At 64.1% G+C, this 16,915-nt stretch carries 14 protein-coding genes; 12 read left to right on the forward strand and 2 right to left on the reverse strand.

The annotated features are described in order from the left end of the window. Nucleotides 1–70: 70 nt before the first annotated feature. The gene (locus tag AC1C2M_RS11215) at nucleotides 71–436 is read right to left on the reverse strand and encodes a DUF1844 domain-containing protein (RefSeq protein WP_198410458.1); all 366 of its coding nucleotides are present in this window, start codon (nucleotides 434–436) and stop codon (nucleotides 71–73) included. A gap of 269 nt (nucleotides 437–705) precedes the next feature. On the opposite strand from AC1C2M_RS11215, the gene infC reads away from it, so the two are divergent. From infC to pheT, 10 genes are all read left to right on the forward strand, one after another. Beyond that, entirely contained in the window at nucleotides 706–1,290 is a 585-nt protein-coding gene (infC, locus tag AC1C2M_RS11220; protein WP_108390633.1) for a translation initiation factor IF-3, read from the forward strand. Beyond that, a complete protein-coding gene (rpmI, locus tag AC1C2M_RS11225; protein WP_108390634.1) occupies nucleotides 1,283–1,477 on the forward strand; it encodes a 50S ribosomal protein L35 in 195 nt (64 codons plus the stop codon). The genes infC and rpmI overlap by 8 nt, the downstream gene beginning before the upstream one ends. A gap of 28 nt (nucleotides 1,478–1,505) precedes the next feature. Continuing rightward, nucleotides 1,506–1,898, forward strand: coding sequence for a 50S ribosomal protein L20 (rplT, locus tag AC1C2M_RS11230; protein WP_108390635.1), 393 nt, complete (start codon nucleotides 1,506–1,508; stop codon nucleotides 1,896–1,898). Nucleotides 1,899–2,000: 102 nt separating this feature from the next. Continuing rightward, nucleotides 2,001–2,810 carry a TrmH family RNA methyltransferase gene (locus AC1C2M_RS11235; protein WP_483405832.1) on the forward strand — a complete coding sequence of 270 codons (810 nt, stop codon included), beginning with the start codon at nucleotides 2,001–2,003 and terminating at the stop codon, nucleotides 2,808–2,810. A 140-nt stretch (nucleotides 2,811–2,950) separates the two neighbouring features. Then, the gene (locus AC1C2M_RS11240; RefSeq protein WP_495436516.1) at nucleotides 2,951–3,706 is read left to right on the forward strand and encodes an amino acid ABC transporter ATP-binding protein; all 756 of its coding nucleotides are present in this window, start codon (nucleotides 2,951–2,953) and stop codon (nucleotides 3,704–3,706) included. A gap of 89 nt (nucleotides 3,707–3,795) precedes the next feature. Next, nucleotides 3,796–4,659 (forward strand): glutamate ABC transporter substrate-binding protein, encoded by an 864-nt coding sequence (locus AC1C2M_RS11245; RefSeq protein WP_483405833.1) that lies wholly within the window; start codon nucleotides 3,796–3,798, stop codon nucleotides 4,657–4,659. 79 nt (nucleotides 4,660–4,738) lie between these two features. Then, nucleotides 4,739–5,386 (forward strand): amino acid ABC transporter permease, encoded by a 648-nt coding sequence (locus AC1C2M_RS11250; RefSeq protein WP_483405834.1) that lies wholly within the window; start codon nucleotides 4,739–4,741, stop codon nucleotides 5,384–5,386. Continuing rightward, the gene (locus AC1C2M_RS11255) at nucleotides 5,383–6,324 is read left to right on the forward strand and encodes an amino acid ABC transporter permease (RefSeq protein ID WP_495436440.1); all 942 of its coding nucleotides are present in this window, start codon (nucleotides 5,383–5,385) and stop codon (nucleotides 6,322–6,324) included. The genes AC1C2M_RS11250 and AC1C2M_RS11255 overlap by 4 nt, the downstream gene beginning before the upstream one ends. 46 nt (nucleotides 6,325–6,370) lie before the next feature. Further along, nucleotides 6,371–7,411 (forward strand): phenylalanine--tRNA ligase subunit alpha, encoded by a 1,041-nt coding sequence (gene pheS / locus AC1C2M_RS11260; RefSeq protein WP_483405836.1) that lies wholly within the window; start codon nucleotides 6,371–6,373, stop codon nucleotides 7,409–7,411. 1 nt (nucleotide 7,412) lies between these two features. Then, nucleotides 7,413–9,938, forward strand: coding sequence for a phenylalanine--tRNA ligase subunit beta (gene pheT / locus AC1C2M_RS11265; RefSeq protein WP_495436442.1), 2,526 nt, complete (start codon nucleotides 7,413–7,415; stop codon nucleotides 9,936–9,938). A gap of 100 nt (nucleotides 9,939–10,038) precedes the next feature. Here pheT and AC1C2M_RS11270 read toward each other — a convergent pair whose 3' ends face one another. Beyond that, on the reverse strand, nucleotides 10,039–11,373 hold the full coding sequence (locus tag AC1C2M_RS11270; RefSeq protein WP_483405841.1) for an MFS transporter: 1,335 nt from the start codon (nucleotides 11,371–11,373) through the stop codon (nucleotides 10,039–10,041). A gap of 160 nt (nucleotides 11,374–11,533) precedes the next feature. On the opposite strand from AC1C2M_RS11270, the gene AC1C2M_RS11275 reads away from it, so the two are divergent. Then, nucleotides 11,534–13,750 carry a glycoside hydrolase family 3 C-terminal domain-containing protein gene (locus AC1C2M_RS11275; RefSeq protein ID WP_495436444.1) on the forward strand — a complete coding sequence of 739 codons (2,217 nt, stop codon included), beginning with the start codon at nucleotides 11,534–11,536 and terminating at the stop codon, nucleotides 13,748–13,750. A 174-nt stretch (nucleotides 13,751–13,924) separates the two neighbouring features. Further along, nucleotides 13,925–16,912 carry an LAVTG motif-containing sortase-dependent surface protein gene (locus AC1C2M_RS11280; protein WP_495436445.1) on the forward strand — a complete coding sequence of 996 codons (2,988 nt, stop codon included), beginning with the start codon at nucleotides 13,925–13,927 and terminating at the stop codon, nucleotides 16,910–16,912. Nucleotides 16,913–16,915 lie beyond the last annotated feature (3 nt).

Below are 16,915 nucleotides of genomic sequence, written 5' to 3' on the forward strand. Positions count from 1 at the left end.
TGTGACAGATGAGCGGCGCGGGCGCGACGCGTAGCGCCTTCGCCCGCGCCTGTGGGGGGAGCGGGATGACCTAGTTGACCGGGCCGGTCCACTTCTCGCCGGGGCCCTTGCCCACGGGGTCGGGAATGACGGATGCCTCACGGAACGCCAGCTGCAGCGAGCGAAGCCCATCACGAAGGCTGCGCGCGTGCATGTCGCTGATCTCGGGGGCTCCCGCGGTGATCAGGCCAGCGAGGGCGTTGATCAGCTTGCGTGCCTCGTCGAGGTCCTGCTGCGACTCAGGGTCGTCGGCGAGGCCACATTTGACCGCCGCCGCGCTCATGAGGTGGACGGCTGTCGTCGTGATGACTTCGACGGCGCCGACGTCTGCGATGTCGCGGGTTGCGTCGGACGCAGCGTCCTCGACGTTGTCGTATGGGGATTCGTTAGTGCTCAATGCCAACCTCTGCTAGACTCTAAGACGGCTCCGGGACTAAAGTTCCGGTACGAAAGAGGAAAATTCCCACCCGCGCTTGACCGCTTCACTAAGGTTACCGGGTTGTTGTACTCCGCCAGACGCATGGTTTCCATGCTGAGGTAGACAGGGTACGAGCCACTGTGATGGATTTTTTTCCGTCATGGTTGTGGTGTGTGACTTCTCCTCTCTCGCTTGATTCAGGCATCCGTCTGTATTGAAAGTCAGAGATTGAGTTAGAGGAGTAACGCATTAGCGATCCCCGTACAAACGACCGTATCCGAGTCCCCGAGGTCCGCCTCGTGGGTCCCGCCGGAGAACAGGTCGGCGTTGTCAAGATTGAGGTAGCACTGCGCCTGGCGCAGGAAGCTGAGCTCGATCTCGTCGAGGTCGCCCCGAACTCCAAGCCTCCGGTCGCGAAGATCATGGATTACGGCAAGTTCAAGTACGAGGCTGCGCAGAAGGCCAAGGAGGCCAGGCGTAACCAGGCGAACACCATCCTCAAAGAGGTTCGGTTCCGTCTCAAGATCGACAAGCACGACTACGAAACAAAGCGCAAGCGCGCTGAGGGCTTCCTCAAGGCTGGTGACAAGGTCAAAGCAATGATCCTGTTCCGCGGTCGTGAGCAGTCACGACCCGACCAGGGTGTTCGCTTGCTCCAAAAATTTGCCGAAGATGTTTCGGAACTGGGCACTGTTGAGTCCACTCCGACCATCGATGGTCGAAACATGGTCATGGTGATCGGCCCTCTGAAAAACAAGTCAGAGGCCAAGGCCGAAGCCAACGCACAACGTGCTGCCAATAAAGCAGCGAAGCAGGAGGAAGACAATGCCTAAGCAGAAGACCCATTCCGGTGCCAAGAAGCGATTCAAGCTCACCGGTTCCGGCAAGATCAAGAAGCAGCAGTCGGGCATGCGCCACAACCTCGAGGTGAAGTCCGGACAGCGTAAGCGTCGCTTGAACACCGACCAGCTCGTCTCGAAGGCTGACACCAAGAACATCAAGAAGCTTCTCGGTCACTAAGACCTGAACCCGTTAGGAATATATACAAATGGCAAGAGTTAAAAGGGCGGTAAACGCTCACAAGAAGCGTCGGAAGATCCTCGAGCGGGCTGAGGGTTACCGCGGTCAGCGTTCGCGCCTGTACCGGAAGGCCAAGGAGCAGGTCACCCACTCCATGGTTTACGCGTACCGTGACCGCCGCCAGAAGAAGGGTGACTTCCGTCGCCTCTGGATCCAGCGGATCAACGCGGCATCGCGTGCCAACGGCCTCACGTACAACCGCCTCATCCAGGGCCTCGGCCTTGCTGGTATCGAGGTTGACCGTCGTATCCTCGCCGAGCTCGCCGTCAACGAGCCCGCTACGTTTGCGGCCCTCGTCGAGAGCGCGAAGAAGGCCCTCCCGGCCGACACCTCGGCTCCGAAGGTTGACGCAGCAGCGTAAGCAGCTTTCTCCTTTCAACGGGCATCCCGCTTCGGCGGGGTGCCCGTTGTTTCGTTGTGCGCGCCTCCCCACCGCGGACGTGCCTGTCCCTAGACTGGGGGAGTGCTTGATAACCCACGTTCCCCGCGCGTCAGAGCGGTAGCAAAACTTGCCAAACGACCGGCCCGTCTCGAAACCGGCCTCTTTCTTCTCGAGGGGCCGCAGGCGGTCTCAGAGGCGCTGACCTTCCGCCCCGGGCTGATCGTCGAACTCTACGCAACACCCACAGCTCTTGAGCGGTACCCCGACATCGCAGCCATGGCTGACGAGCAGACCGACTTCGACGTCGAGTTCGTCTCCGAGGAAGTCCTCGGTGTGATGAGCGACACAGTGACTCCGCAGGGCTTCATCGCCGTTGCGCACCAGTTCCCGACCTCGATGAAGGACATCTTCAACGGCGAGCCCAAGCTCATTGCCATCCTCGAAGAGGTTCGCGACCCCGGAAACCTGGGAACCATCATCCGTGCCGCCGATTCTGCAGGTGCGGATGCCGTCATCCTCACCGGGCGCAGCGTCGACCTGTACAACCCCAAGGTCGTCCGCTCGACGACGGGGTCCCTGTTCCACCTGCCGATCGCGGTCGGCGCCGAACTCCCGAACGTCATCGAGCGGGCGCACAAGGCCGGACTCCGTGTACTCGCCGCCGACGTGAAGGGCACGAGCCTGCTCGACGCCCGCGTCTCGGGCGAACTCGTCCAGCCGACCGCCTGGCTGTTCGGAAACGAGGCGCACGGCCTGACCGATGAGCAGCTTCCGCTCGCGGATGCCGCGATCACGGTTCCGATTTACGGCCACGCCGAGTCGATGAACCTCGCGACCGCGGCGTCGGTGTGTCTCTACGAGTCCGCGTTCGCGCAGCGCAGCGCCGTCTGACCCACCCCGCCCAGAGGCATCCGATACTGTTCGTAATCTTGGTTACGAATCAGTAACGGATGCCTCTCGTCATACGGGCGAAACACCGTGTCCTTTAGTTTGGACGCATGGAACCAACGCTGATACCGAACACGACGAGCATGCCCATAGCGAAACGTGGTGAGCCCCTGGTGGTCGTCGACTCGGTCAACAAACACTACGGCGATCTCCATGTACTCAAGGACATCAACACCACGGTGACCCGCGGTGAGGTCGTCGTCGTGATCGGTCCAAGCGGTTCGGGCAAATCCACCCTGTGCCGGGCGATCAACCGGCTCGAGACCATCGACTCCGGCACGATCACCATCGATGGAAAGAAGCTCCCGGAAGAGGGCGCGGACCTCGCCCGTCTCCGTGCCGATGTCGGCATGGTTTTCCAGTCCTTCAACCTGTTCGCGCACAAGACGGTGCTCGAGAACATCACGCTCGCACCGATCAAGGTGAAGAAGATGTCGAAGAAGGATGCCACTGAGCGCGCGATGACACTGCTCGAGCGCGTCGGGGTGGCAAACCAGGCGCACAAGATGCCGGCACAGCTCTCCGGCGGTCAGCAGCAGCGTGTTGCGATCGCCCGCTCGCTCGCGATGAGCCCCAAACTGATCCTGATGGACGAGCCGACGAGCGCCCTCGACCCCGAAATGATCAACGAGGTTCTCGACGTCATGGTCGGCCTCGCCAAGGAAGGCATGACCATGATCGTGGTCACCCACGAGATGGGCTTCGCCCGCAAGGCGGCCGACCGGGTGCTGTTCATGGCAGAGGGCGAGATCGTTGAGGAAGCCACTCCCGAGACCTTCTTCAGCCACCCGAAGTCTGAACGCGCACAGGACTTCCTGTCCAAGATCCTCGACCACTGACCGCCGCGCGCCCCTGAGCGCGCGGCTCATCACCCTTGGCCGCTTCGGCAGCCGGGAAAACACAGCACATCACAAGGAATGAGAACGAGATGAAGCGCAAAAAGCTATCACTGATCGCCCTCGGCGGAGCCGCGTTGCTCACGCTTTCCGCCTGTGCGGGAGGCGGCGGAGACACCGCAGCCCCCGAACCGGAAGCAGCCCCCACCTTTGAAGCCGGCACAACGATGGCCGAGCTGGCAGAAGATGGCAAGATCACCATCGGCACGAAGTTCGACCAGCCGCTCTTCGGCCTCGTCGGCCCGAGCGGAGAGCCCGTCGGCTTCGACGTCGAGGTCGGCAAGATCATCGCCGCGAAGCTCGGCATCGCCGAAGAGGACATCGAATGGAAGGAAACGGTCTCCGCGAACCGCGAGCCGTACATCCAGAACGGTGAGGTCGACCTCGTCATCGCCACCTACACGATCAACGACAAGCGCAAGGAAGTCATCGACTTCGCCGGGCCGTACTACATGGCCGGGCAGTCGATCCTGACGCTCGCCGACGACAAGTCCATCAAGAGCGAGAAAGACCTCGTCGGTCAGCCCGTCTGCTCGGTGACCGGTTCGACACCCGCGGCGAAGCTGGCTGAAATCGGCGCAACCCCGGTTCTCACCGACACCTACTCCAACTGCCTCGAGCCGCTGCGCTCGGGCCAGGTCGTCGCCGTGTCGACTGACAACGTGATCCTCGCCGGTCTCGCTGCGCAGAACGAGGGCGAGTTCAAGGTGGTCGGAAAGCCGTTCACCGAGGAGCCTTACGGCATCGGGCTTGCCAAGGACGACATCGAGTTCCGCGACTGGATCAACGATGTCCTCGAGGAATCCTACGAAGACGGTTCGTACGAGGAGGCTTGGGACAGCACCGCTGGAACGGTCCTCGAGTACGTTGAGCCTCCTGCGGTAGACCGCTACTAGAAGTTCCACACACGAACGGGGCGGGGCGTGTCCCCGCCCCGTTCGTGAGCGCCACCCCAACAGAAACGGAAGAGGCCACATGGACGTCATCATCGACAACCTGCCTCGGTACCTCTCAGGCTTCGGCATGACGCTGCAACTCCTCGTTGTCGCTGCGATTGCCGCCCTGATCCTCGGAACCATCATCGCGACCATGCGGATCTCACCGGTCCCCTCACTGCGCGGCTTCGGCGCCGTGTACACCGAGTTGATCAGGAACACTCCGCTCACACTCGTCCTCTTCTTCTGCGCGTTCATCCTGCCGTACCTCGGTGTCCGGTTCGATTACGCGACGTTTGCGATGATCGGCCTCAGCGTGTACACCTCGCCGTTCGTGGCCGAAGCCCTGCGCTCCGGAATCAACGGCGTTCCGATCGGCCAGGCCGAGGCCGCACGTAGCCTTGGGCTCGGCTTCAGCCAGACGGTCGGATACGTCGTGTTCCCCCAGGCGTTCCGGATGGTCATCCCGCCGTTGATCAACGTCATCATCGCCCTGACCAAGAACACCTCGGTCGCCGGTGGTTTCTTCGTGGCCGAGCTCTTCACCATCGGTAAAGAACTCGCGAACGACAACGGAAACGCTGTCATCGCGGTGCTCCTGGGCGTCGCGACCTTCTACCTGCTCATAACTATTCCGCTGGGGCTCTTTGCCGGGCGGCTCGAGAAGAAGTGGGTGGTGGCGCGATGAGCGGTTCCGTTCTGTTCGACGCTCCCGGTCCGAAGGCGAGGCGGCTCTCGCTGATTCTCTCCATCGTGGTCGGCATTCTCATCCTCGGTGGCCTGTACTGGATTTACTCGGTTCTGGCAGCACCACGGCCCAGTTCGGGCGGGATTACCCTTCCCGGCATGTTTGATCCAAGCCGGTGGAATATCTTCGCCGACCCTGAGGTCTGGACGTTCATTGGCAAGGGCGTGCTCAACACTCTGCGCGCCGCCGGAGCAGCAGCGGTCCTCGCGCTCGTTCTCGGCGTGATCTTTGCTCTGCTCCGCACAGCGAAGACGGCCTGGATCCGGGTTCCCATCACCATTGTCCTCGAGTTCGTTCGAGGCATGCCCGTTCTCCTGATGATGCTCTTCATCCTGCTCGGCTTCTCCAGCGGGGCGTACCTCGCTGTTGTGCTCGCTCTCGGCCTGTACAACGGCGCCATCATCGGTGAAGCGCTCAGGGCAGGACTTGCCTCCCTGCCGCGCGGGCAGCGCGAGGCCGGGTTGAGTCTCGGAATGCGCGAACTCCAGACCCGGATGCTCATCGAATTCCCGCAGGCATTCCGCCAGATGCTGCCGGTGATCGTCGCCCAGCTGGTCGTGCTGCTCAAGGACACGTCGCTCGGATTCATCGTCGGTTACCCGGAACTTCTCCGCTCGACGATGAACAACCTGGCGAGCTTCTACGGCAACCGCTACCTGTTCTCGCTCTTCGCCGTGACGTTCGTGATCTACCTGATCATGAACCTCGCACTCTCGTGGGTCGCCCGCTGGCTCTCGAAGCGCACTGACTCAGCGCGCCGTGGAGGCCGGGGACGCAGGGGCAGAAAGCCCGTCGACGTGGACCCCGCCATCGCGATCGCTCAGGCATCGGCAGCGGCTCGGCAGTCGGAATCGACGCAGGGCACCAACCCCGGTTGACGGCAGCGGCGCGGCTGATTCGCATCACTCGGTAGACTTGTGGACCGTGTCCGACTCGCAAGTAATAACCGAATCCGCCGTGAACGCGGCAGTCGAATCAGCCCTCGCCGCAATTGCCGCCGCAGCCGATTCCGCAGCCCTCAAGCACGTACGTACCGAGCACACCGGAGAGGCCTCGCCGCTGGCGAAGCTCAACGGTGAGCTGCGCAACGTCGCTCCCGACCAGAAGGCCCCGCTCGGCAAACTCGTCGGCCAGGCACGAGGTCGCGTGAACGCGGCGTTTGCCGCTCGCGAGCAGGAGATCGTCGAAGCCGAGAACGCGGCTCAGCTCGCCGCAGAGGCCGTTGACGTGACCGCGCTGGCCAGCCGCTACACCGCAGGTGCACGGCATCCGCTCACCCTCCTCCAGGACCGCGTGAGCGAGATCTTCACCGGAATGGGCTGGGAGATCGCCGAAGGCCCGGAGGTCGAGAGCGAGTGGTTCAACTTCGACGCGCTCAACTTCGACGCCGACCACCCAGCGCGCGCGATGCAGGACACGTTTTTCATCGACCCGCCCGAGTCACACCTCGTGCTGCGCACCCACACCTCGCCGGTGCAGGTGCGGTCACTGCTCACTCGTGAGCTTCCCGTCTACGTGCTCGCGCCCGGTCGCGTCTACCGCACCGACGAGTTCGACGCGACTCACCTGCCCGTGTTCATGCAGTTCGAGGGCCTCGCCGTCGACAAGGGTCTGACCATGGCGCACCTCAAGGGCACGCTCGACCACTTCGTGAAGTCGATCTTCGGTGATGAGGCGAAGATCCGCCTGCGCCCGAGCTACTTCCCGTTCACCGAGCCGAGCGCCGAGCTCGACTTCTGGCACCCGACGTTCAAGCACGGCCCTCGCTGGATCGAGTGGGGTGGCTGCGGCATGATCAACCCGAACGTGCTCCGCGCGGCCGGGATCGACCCGGACGAATATTCAGGTTTCGCCTTCGGCATGGGAGTCGAGCGTGGCCTGATGCTGCGCAACGACGTCCAGGACATGCGGGAGATGGTTGAGGGCGATATTCGCTTCTCACAGCAGTTTGGAATGGTGGTTTAGCATGCGGGTGCCCCTCAGTTGGCTCGCTGAATACGTCGATCTCGCACCGGGATCGACCACGGAAGACGTGCACGCTGCACTCGTTAAGGTCGGCCTCGAAGAGGAAGACGTTCACACCTTCGACGTGACGGGACCCGTCGTCGTCGGCGAGGTGCTCGAGTTCGTCGAGGAGCCGCAGAAGAACGGCAAGGTCATCCGCTGGTGCCAGGTGCGCGTTGCGCCCGAGGGCGAGCTCGCCGCCGACGGCGGACCCGACGTGCACGGCATCGTCTGTGGCGCGGGTAACTTCTTCGTCGGTGACAAGGTCGTCGTGACCCTGCCCGGCGCGGTTCTCCCCGGCCCGTTCCCGATCACGCCCCGCAAGACCTACGGCCACGTCTCCGACGGCATGATCGCCTCGACACGTGAGCTCGGCCTCGGTGAGGAGCACGACGGCATCCTGCGCCTGTCGACGCTCGGCGTCGACGCTGAGCCAGGTACGGATGCCATCGCGCTGCTCGGTCTGGACGACGCGGCAGTCGAGATCAACGTCACACCCGACCGCGGGTACGCGTTCTCCATTCGCGGCGTTTCCCGCGAGTACGCTCACGCCACCGGTGCCGCATTCCGCGACCCCGCGCAGCGCGAGGACTTCCGGCCGACCGGCACCGACGGCTTCCCGGTCACGATCGCCGACGACGCACCGATTCACGGCAAGCCCGGTGTGCGCGTGTTCGCCACCCGCATCGTTCGGAACGTGGATGCTTCACGCCCGACGCCGCCGTGGATGGTGTCGCGACTGCGGCTTGCGGGCATCCGTTCGATTTCGCTCCTCGTAGACATCACCAACTACGTGATGCTCGAACTCGGCCAGCCGATTCACGGCTACGACCTCGACGCGCTCACCGACGGCATCACCGTGCGGCGCGCGCAGCCGGGGGAGAAGCTTGTGACCCTCGACGGCCAGGAGCGCACGCTCAGCCCTGAGGACCTGCTCATCACCGACGGTTCGGGGCCGATCGGCCTCGCCGGCGTCATGGGTGGCGCGACCACAGAGATGGGCGAGAGCACTCGCAACGTGCTCATCGAGGCGGCGAACTTCGACCCCGTGTCGATCGCGCGCACGGCACGCAGGCACAAGCTGCCGAGCGAAGCGTCCAAGCGCTTCGAGCGCGGTGTCGACCCCGCGATCGCCGTCGCTGCGGCGTCGCGTGTCGCCGAACTCATGGTCGAACTGGCCGGGGGAGAGGCCGACGCAACCGGTTCGATCGTCGGTGAAGCGGCATCCGCAACACCGATCCTGCTGCCTGACGGCTACATCTCCGGTCTCGTGGGTATCGAGTACACCGCCGATGAGATCCGCGACTCGCTGGTCGAGATCGGAGCGACCGTCGAGGACACCGACGGCGGCCTCCGAGTGACGGCTCCGACCTGGCGCCCCGACATCACCGACAAGAGCGACCTCGCCGAAGAAGTGGCGCGTATCGTCGGCTACGACCGGATTCCGTCGGTGCTGCCGGTCGCTCCTCCGGGACGCGGTCTGACCCGTTCGCAGCGGGTGCGACGTAACGTTGCAGACGTTCTCGCGGCCGCCGGTTCGACGGAGATCCTCGCGTTCCCGTTCCTTTCCGCCGCTGACAACGACAAGTTTGGTTCGCCCGTTGAGGGCAGCGTGCCGGCCATCAAGGTCGCGAACGCACTCGACGCCAGTGCGCCGTACCTGCGCACGAGCCTGCTGCCAGGACTGATCTCGGCGGCGAAGCGCAACCTGTCGCGTGGGTTGACCGACGTGTCGATCTTTGAGCTCGGACTGGTCTTCACCCCTGAGCCCGGTGTGCAGTACGGCCAGGCCGCACTGCCGTCTGGAGTCGTGCGTCCGACCGACGAGCAGCTTGCCGAGCTCAATGCCGGAATCCCGCCGCAGCCGCGTCACGTTGCCGTGCTCATCGTCGGAAACGTCGTTGCGAAGCAGCCGGGAGTCGCTGCTGTCCCGTCCGGAATCGCGGATGCTCTCGCCGCCGTTGCGCAGATCGGTCTTGCGACGGGTGCGACCATCGACGTCGTCCAGGGCAGCCACAAGTCGCTTCACCCGGGCCGCACCGCCGAACTTCGGGTTGGCGACCGTGTGGTCGGTTATGCGGGGGAGTTGCTGCCGCAGCTCGCTCTCGATTCCGACCTGCCGCGGGTCGTCGCCGTCGCCGAGGTCGACCTCGACGCGATCCTCGAATCGACGGATGCCGAGATCGCGGCTGGCGTGATCGGCACGCTTCCCGCAGCCACCCAGGACCTCTCTCTCGTTGTGCCGCGCTCGGTACCCGCTGGCGACGTGCTCGCCGCGGTTCGTGAGGGTGCAGGGGAACTGCTGGAAGACATCCGCCTAGTTGACGACTACCGCGGAAAAGGTGTCGCCGACGACGCGAAGAGCCTCACCTTCGCGCTGCGGTTCCGAGCCCGGGATCGCACGCTGACCGCTGCTGAGGCGTCTGAGGCCAAGCTCGCCGGTTCGGCGCTGGCCACCGAGCGCTTCGGCGCTGTGCTGCGGGAGTAAGTAGACCCAGCTTCACCGAGAACACCCGTTCCGGTCGAGATCACCCGGCACGCCGGATGTTCTCGACCGGAACGGGTGTTTTCGCGTTCGCGGCGAAGCGCTATCTGACTTTCTTTATCGGGAAAATCACGAGAGCACCGATGATCGCGGCGACAGCACAGACGGTGAACCACAACCCGTAGTTGCTGCCGGTTGGATCACCGACGTAAACGAGGATGCCGCCAATCAGCGGGGCAATCGTCTGCGGGAGCGCGTTGGCGATGTTGAACACACCGAGGTCCTTCCCTGAGTCATCAGGGTTGGGTAGCACGTCGACAACCAGTGCGAGGTCGACGCCAACGTACATGCCGTAGGCGACTCCCAGAATGGCCTCGAGAATGAAGAACGTACCGACGTCATCCACGAAGATCAGGGCGAACGTGCCGATGGCGAAGAGCGCCGTTGAGCTCCAGACGAACACCTTGCGTCGGCCGATTTTGTCGGAGAGCCAGCCCGCGAAATAGCTCACAGCGACGAGCGCGACGGTGTAGATGAGCACACTGGTCGAGATCACGGCGGGGACATCTTCTTCCTCGACCCCGATGTGGTTGAGCAGGTAGAAGAACCGGAAGGTAGTGAAGCCGAAGCTCGCGAAGGTGATGAGGAATCGTGACCACCAGGCCAGTCCGTAGTCGGGGTACCTCGCCGGGCTGACCCAGAACGTCTCGGCCCAGTCGCGCAACGATGCGCGCGGTGGGTGAACCGGGAGCACCTTGTCTGGCAGGACGAAAGCGAAGATGACCATCACGATGATCGCCAGAACGGATGGACCCACAAACATGATGATCAGCTGGTCAGCGAACCACTCGGCGACGTAGGTGCCACCCAGGATGCCGACGTTCTGCGCGATGCCCAGCGCCGCGGCGATCTTGCCCCGCTGGAACTTGGGCACCTGGTCGGCAATTGTCGCAATGAACGGTGCCAGCGTCATGTTGGCACCCAGCTGAGCGATCGACCAGCCCACAGTCGCGATGAGCAGGCTGGGTGCCAGCGCCATGATGACGAAGGCCAGGGTCATGATGACGGTGCCGCTGACGACCCAGATTCGACGGCGCCCCAGCTTGCTCGTCGTACGGTCGGACAGGCGTCCGAAGATCACGTTGGCAACGGTGGCGAAGAGCGCTCCGAAGCCACCGAGTACGGCTGCCGCTCCGGTTGCGCCGTTCTCGGGGATTGCGCCCGCCGCCACGAGCGACTGGATTTTGATCCCGATTCCGACGATCGCCGGGCCGAGAAGTGCGATGAAGAAGAACAGCTGCGCGAGGAGCAGCCAGAGCACATAGCTTTTCTTGGCTGGCTCCGTCGGTTCAGGTATCCAGTGGTGCTCCCGTACGACCGTTGTTGCCGTCGTCATGCGCGACGGCATGCCCGCTGCGGACCCGCTCGATGTCGACATACCTGCCCCCTTTGGCCGGTTGGGTGGGGAACCGGTCGCTGGAGGACACGGATCCTTGTCTGTGGAAATGTAGCCCGATAGAGTTGCGAATCGCAAGCACGATCTCCGTGCCGATCCGAACCGGCAGCGTTGCCGGTTCGGCCGACGGAAGGGCTCTTTCATGGACGACCTCTCTGACCTCACCCTCGAGGAGAAGGCATCGCTCACCAGCGGAGCGGACTTCTGGAGAACCAAGGCAGTTGACCGAGCTGGCATCCCCTCGGTCATGCTGACCGACGGCCCGCACGGTCTCCGCAAACAGGCCGGTGACACCGATCACCTGGGGTTGGCGGCGAGCGTACCGGCGACCTGCTTTCCGCCGGCGGTGGGGTTGGGCGCGTCCTGGGACGTCGACGCGGCCGAGCGCGTCGGGGAGGCTCTCGGTGTGGAGTCGGCCATTGAGGACGTCGCGGTTCTTCTCGGCCCTGGCATCAACATCAAACGCTCCCCGTTGTGCGGCCGCAACTTTGAGTATTTTTCGGAAGATCCGATAGTTTCCGGCGTGATGGCATCCGCTCTCGTTCGTGGAATCCAGTCGCAGGGTGTCGGTGCTTCGCTCAAACACTTCGCCGCGAATAACCAGGAGACGGATCGGCTTCGTGTGTCGAGTGACGTCGATCCTCGCCCGTTGCGCGAGATTTACCTGCGTGGTTTCGAGCGGGTGGTGCGCGACGTTCAGCCGTGGACCGTCATGTGCTCGTACAACAGGATCAACGGCGTGTACACCTCGGAAGATCCTTGGCTGCTAACGACTGTGTTGCGCGACGAATGGGGCTTCGAAGGACTCGTCGTGTCTGACTGGGGCGCCGTGAACGACAGGGTCGCGGGTGTCGCGGCGGGTCTGGACCTGGAAATGCCGTCGAGTGGCGGTCGAACCGACGCGCAGGTGGTCGATGCGGTGCAGAACGGCTCGCTCCCGGAGGATGCACTTGATCGGGTTGCCCGTCGGGTCGTGAATCTGGTGCGCAAGGCGCAGGCACGTCCGGCCGCGCCCGGTCCGCTGGACGTCGACGCCCACCACGCGCTCGCACGTGAGGTTGCCGGCAGGTGCCTGGTGCTGCTGAAGAATGACGATGAGGTGCTGCCGCTGGCGCGCGACGCCAGGATCGCGGTGATCGGTGAGTTCGCGAGGACGCCCCGGTATCAGGGCGCGGGATCATCGCAGATCAACCCAACCCGTCTCGACAACGCGCTGGATGCGATCCGCGCCGAAGCGACCGCCGACGTGGTGTTCGCTCCCGGTTTCACGCTCGACGGCAGTGGGGACACCGACGCGCTTCGAACGGATGCCGTCGCGGCGGCATCCGAATGCGACGTCGCCGTCGTCTTCCTCGGGGTTCCGGCCGACGAGGAGTCAGAGGGGTTCGACCGCCAGCACATGGAGCTCCCCGCCGATCAGCTGCGCCTCATCGACGCTGTTGCTGCAGTCAATCGAAACACCGTCGTGGTGCTGTCCAACGGCGGAGCGGTCACGCTGCCGTTCGCCGGATCCGTGTCGGCGATTCTGGAGGGATGGCTGCTCGGCCAGGCCGGTGGATCTGCGACGGCTGATGTCTTATTCGGCACCGTCAATCCCTCCGGCAAACTCACCGAGACGATCCCGCTGCGGCTGGAGGACACCCCCTCCTTCGGCAACTTTCCCGGTGAGCACGGGCACGTGCGCTACGGCGAGGGCCTCCTGGTGGGGTATCGGTGGTACGACGACGCACGAGCAGATGTGGCGTTCCCCTTCGGTCATGGTCTGTCGTACACGCGCTTCGAGTACGGCGATGTGTCCGCGACCGTGGGCGCCGACGGCGACATCGTGGTCACCGTGCCGGTGACGAACACCGGGTCGGTGGCCGGTCGGGAAGTCGTTCAGGTTTACACCTCGCTGCCCTCATCGACGGTCCAGCGGCCGCCCCGCGAGCTGAAGGGCTTTGCTGTGGTGTCCCTTGAGCCGGGGGAGACGGCCGAGGCCGTTGTCGTCGTGCGTCGCGACGAGCTGGCCTACTGGGACGTCCGAATCGACCGCTGGGTTGTCGAGCGCGGTTCGTACGGTATCGAGGTCGGCGCCTCGAGCCGCGATATCCGCACAACTACCGCGCTCGAGCTCGACGGCGACGACGTCGTACTCCCGCTCTCGCTCGAGTCGTCGTTCGAGGAGGTGCTGGCACACCCCGTGGCTGGCCCCATGCTGACGGAAGCGCTTGAGTCTCGTCCGGGTGGGGTCCCGCCCGAGCTGGTCCAGTTGCTGGGCAATTTCCCCGTTGGACGACTCGACGGTTTTCCGCTGCCTCGCCGGGACATGGAGGTCATCATCGACGACGCGGCGTCACGAAAAGAGCACCGCGGTTAAGAGTCTGTTTCGGTCTGATTTCCTGGCCGGTTTCGGCCGATTCGCGCCGATAGGTTTGCAGCGCTCCTTGTTGGACCGACAGTTGTACGTCGAGTGAACGGACCGGCGAGGTGCGCAACCCCGTCCCATTCACACAGGAGCAGCTTGCCCAGATCAGCGCGCCCGTGGAGAAGTGTGGCAATAGCCACCGCTCTCTGCCTTGCAGCAACCCCCGTATTCATTTCCCCACCCGCCTTCGCCGTCACAGCGACATCTCCGGTCATCGCCCAGGGCGACGACTGGTCCGTCACCACGGTTCCCGGCGGCTATCAGGTCGATAAAACTCTGTCAGTACCCCTCGAGATCCGGGCGGATGCCGCCACCCTGTGGGCTGACGGAATCGAACTCGGTATCGCGACCGAGTCGCTCGACGGCCTTACGCTCACCGTCACGACGTCGGACCCGATGGTGACCACCGCCTCTGATATCAGCCAGGGCTGGAGCGGGGCTGGCGACCCGACCGTCGACATCCCCGAGAAGCGCTCACGGCTGCGTGCTGTGGAACCACCGGCCCGCGACGTTGCTGTCCTCGCCGATGACCCAGCGGCAGTCGGCCCGTATGCCGTCGCACGCTACGACTACGACCTCGGAGACGAGGCAGTCGAGATCCGGGACTTTGACCGGAAGGGCGAGATGCGTGCGGCTGTGTTCATGCCGACCGGCGCAACGGGCGAGCGCCCGGTCGTCGTGTTCCTTCATGGGCGCCACACCTCCTGTGCCGGCGGGGCCCGTAACCCGCTTGCGTGGCCCTGCAACCCCGACCAGGTCGATGTCGAAAGCTACCTCGGCTACAACGACGCGGCCGCGATCCTCGCCAGCCAGGGTTACGCCGTCGTCTCGATTTCAGCGAACGCCATCAACGCCCTCGACGGCTCCCTCGCGGATGACACCGGTGCGGCAGCCCGCGGACAGCTGGTCCTCGATCACCTCGCGCTCCTGCGCCAGGCGAATGCGGGCGCAGACGTCGGCCTCAGCGCTGCGCTTGCCGGTCAGCTCGACCTCGACAATGTTGGCCTGATGGGCCACTCCCGCGGTGGTGAGGGCGTGATGCGTGCAGCTGTGCTCAACGCAGAACTCGAGCAGCCGTTCGGCATCACCGGTGTGCTGCCCCTTGCCCCGACGGACTACACCCGGATCACCGTTCCCGGCATCCCGACCGCCACGATCCTGCCCTACTGTGACGGCGACGTCGAAGACCAGATGGGCCAGAAGTACATCGACGACTCTCGTCACGCTTATGGCGATGACGTGCTCCGTTCGTCTGTTCTTGTGATGGGAACGAATCACAACTACTTCAACACGGCATGGACCCCGGGTAAGTACCCCGTCGCGACGAGCGATGACTGGGCGATCATGGACAGGAACCAGACCGACCCGACCTGTGGCGCGAGCGCTCCGACCCGGTTGAACGCCGACGAGCAATACGCATTCGGCAACGCGTACATCGCTGCGTTCTTCCGTCTGACCGGCGGTGGTGACGAGCAGTTCCTCCCGATGTTTGACGGTAGCGACGCGAAGCCGCTGTCGGCAGGCCGTGCCGATGTTCGAGTGAGCGCAACTCTCCCCTCGTCGGCGCGTTTCGACATCAACAACTTCACAGCTCCCGACACAACGGTCCGGGTGACGGGTGCGGGCACGTACGCCGTCTGCGAGAGCCTCAGCCCGGTGGATGTTCCTGGCGTGCTTCCGTACTGCATCACCAGGCTTGAGTTCGCCCAGGCGCCGGACTGGAGCACCACCGGTTCGAACGGCAAGGCCAACTCGGTTCCGTCCACGACGGCGATGCACTTCTCGTACACAGAACCAGTTCGAGAATCGGATGCCGCTGGCGAGCTTCGCGTGCGGGTGCCCGGTGGCTCCGTGAATGCCTCCGCGTACGAAAATCTGTCGTTCCGGGTGAGTCCGGATGACACGGTGACTGGTTCGACGGAGGTCACGGTCACGCTTCTCGATGGTTCCGGAGGCTCCGCGTCGGTGACGGCATCCGAATTCGGAGACGCGCTTACCGTGCTTCCCGGCTCGACAAACCCTCTCCGTAAGGCACTGCTGCAGCAGATCGCGGTTCCGGTGGTGGCATTCGACGGGGTCGATCTCGCTGATGTTCGGGAAGTTCGCTTCACCGGTGCACGGGCCGACGGGGGAGTTCTGCTCTCCGACCTCGCCTTCCTGGCCGCACCCGGCGTTGGAAGCGTTGAACTCTCGACCCGTCCGGTCGCGTCGGTGCCGGAGGTGACCGTTGATGAAGGAAATGGCATCGGATCGGTGAGCGTGCCGGTCGTGTTGTCGAAGCCTGCCGAGACCGCGTCGACGATGTACTTCACGGCGCTGGGCTCGGGTGTCGGACGCGTCGGGACAGCGATGCAAAAAGTGGAGTTCTCGCCCGGCGAGATCTGCAAGGCTGTCACGATCACCATCGAGGGCGACAGCGCGGCGAGCACCGCAGCGAGTGCGTCGTACGTCACCAACGTGTCGAACACGCAGGGTGGTGCGACTATTGGCGATGCTTTCGGTGCCATTGTCCTGCGCGAAGACGACGGCGTCGTCGATCGCAACGGTGTCGCTGGGGCGTCTCTGCCAGAGGTGGGTGTGCAGGGCGATGCCTGTGAAGAGGCACTCGCTGAACTCGGGACTCTCGAGGTTTCGCCCGCTGCCGGTCCCGCTGGCACCACAGTCACGGTAACCGGTGACGGGTTCCGTACCGGGGAGACGGTGGACCTGGTGTTCCACTCGGAACCTGTGACAGTTGGCTCGGTTGTCAGCCCTGACGGTTCAGTGTCGTTCGAGGTCGCGATTCCCGCTGGCGCGGAGGTTGGCGCCCACGAGTTCGTGGCCACCGGTTTCGGCTCGGGCTATTCGCAGGCGGCTGCGTTCGAGGTTCTCGATCCGGCAGCGGTTGTTCCGCCGAGCGGTGAAGAGCCGACCGTCGGCGAACCCGGCGCGGCGGTCCCGGTCGTGGACGGTCCCGTGGTCGAGCAACCGACCGACGAGGCGGGTACCTCTGCAGGCACCGACGACGACCTGGCCCACACCGGCGCGTCGGTTCTGAGCTGGGTGACGGTCGCCGTTGTACTCCTCGGACTCGGTGCAGCACTGATGGTCCGCCGCCGCAGGGTCGCCGAGTAGCGG

The sequence above is a fragment of the Mycetocola sp. Y444 genome, assembly GCF_059445295.1.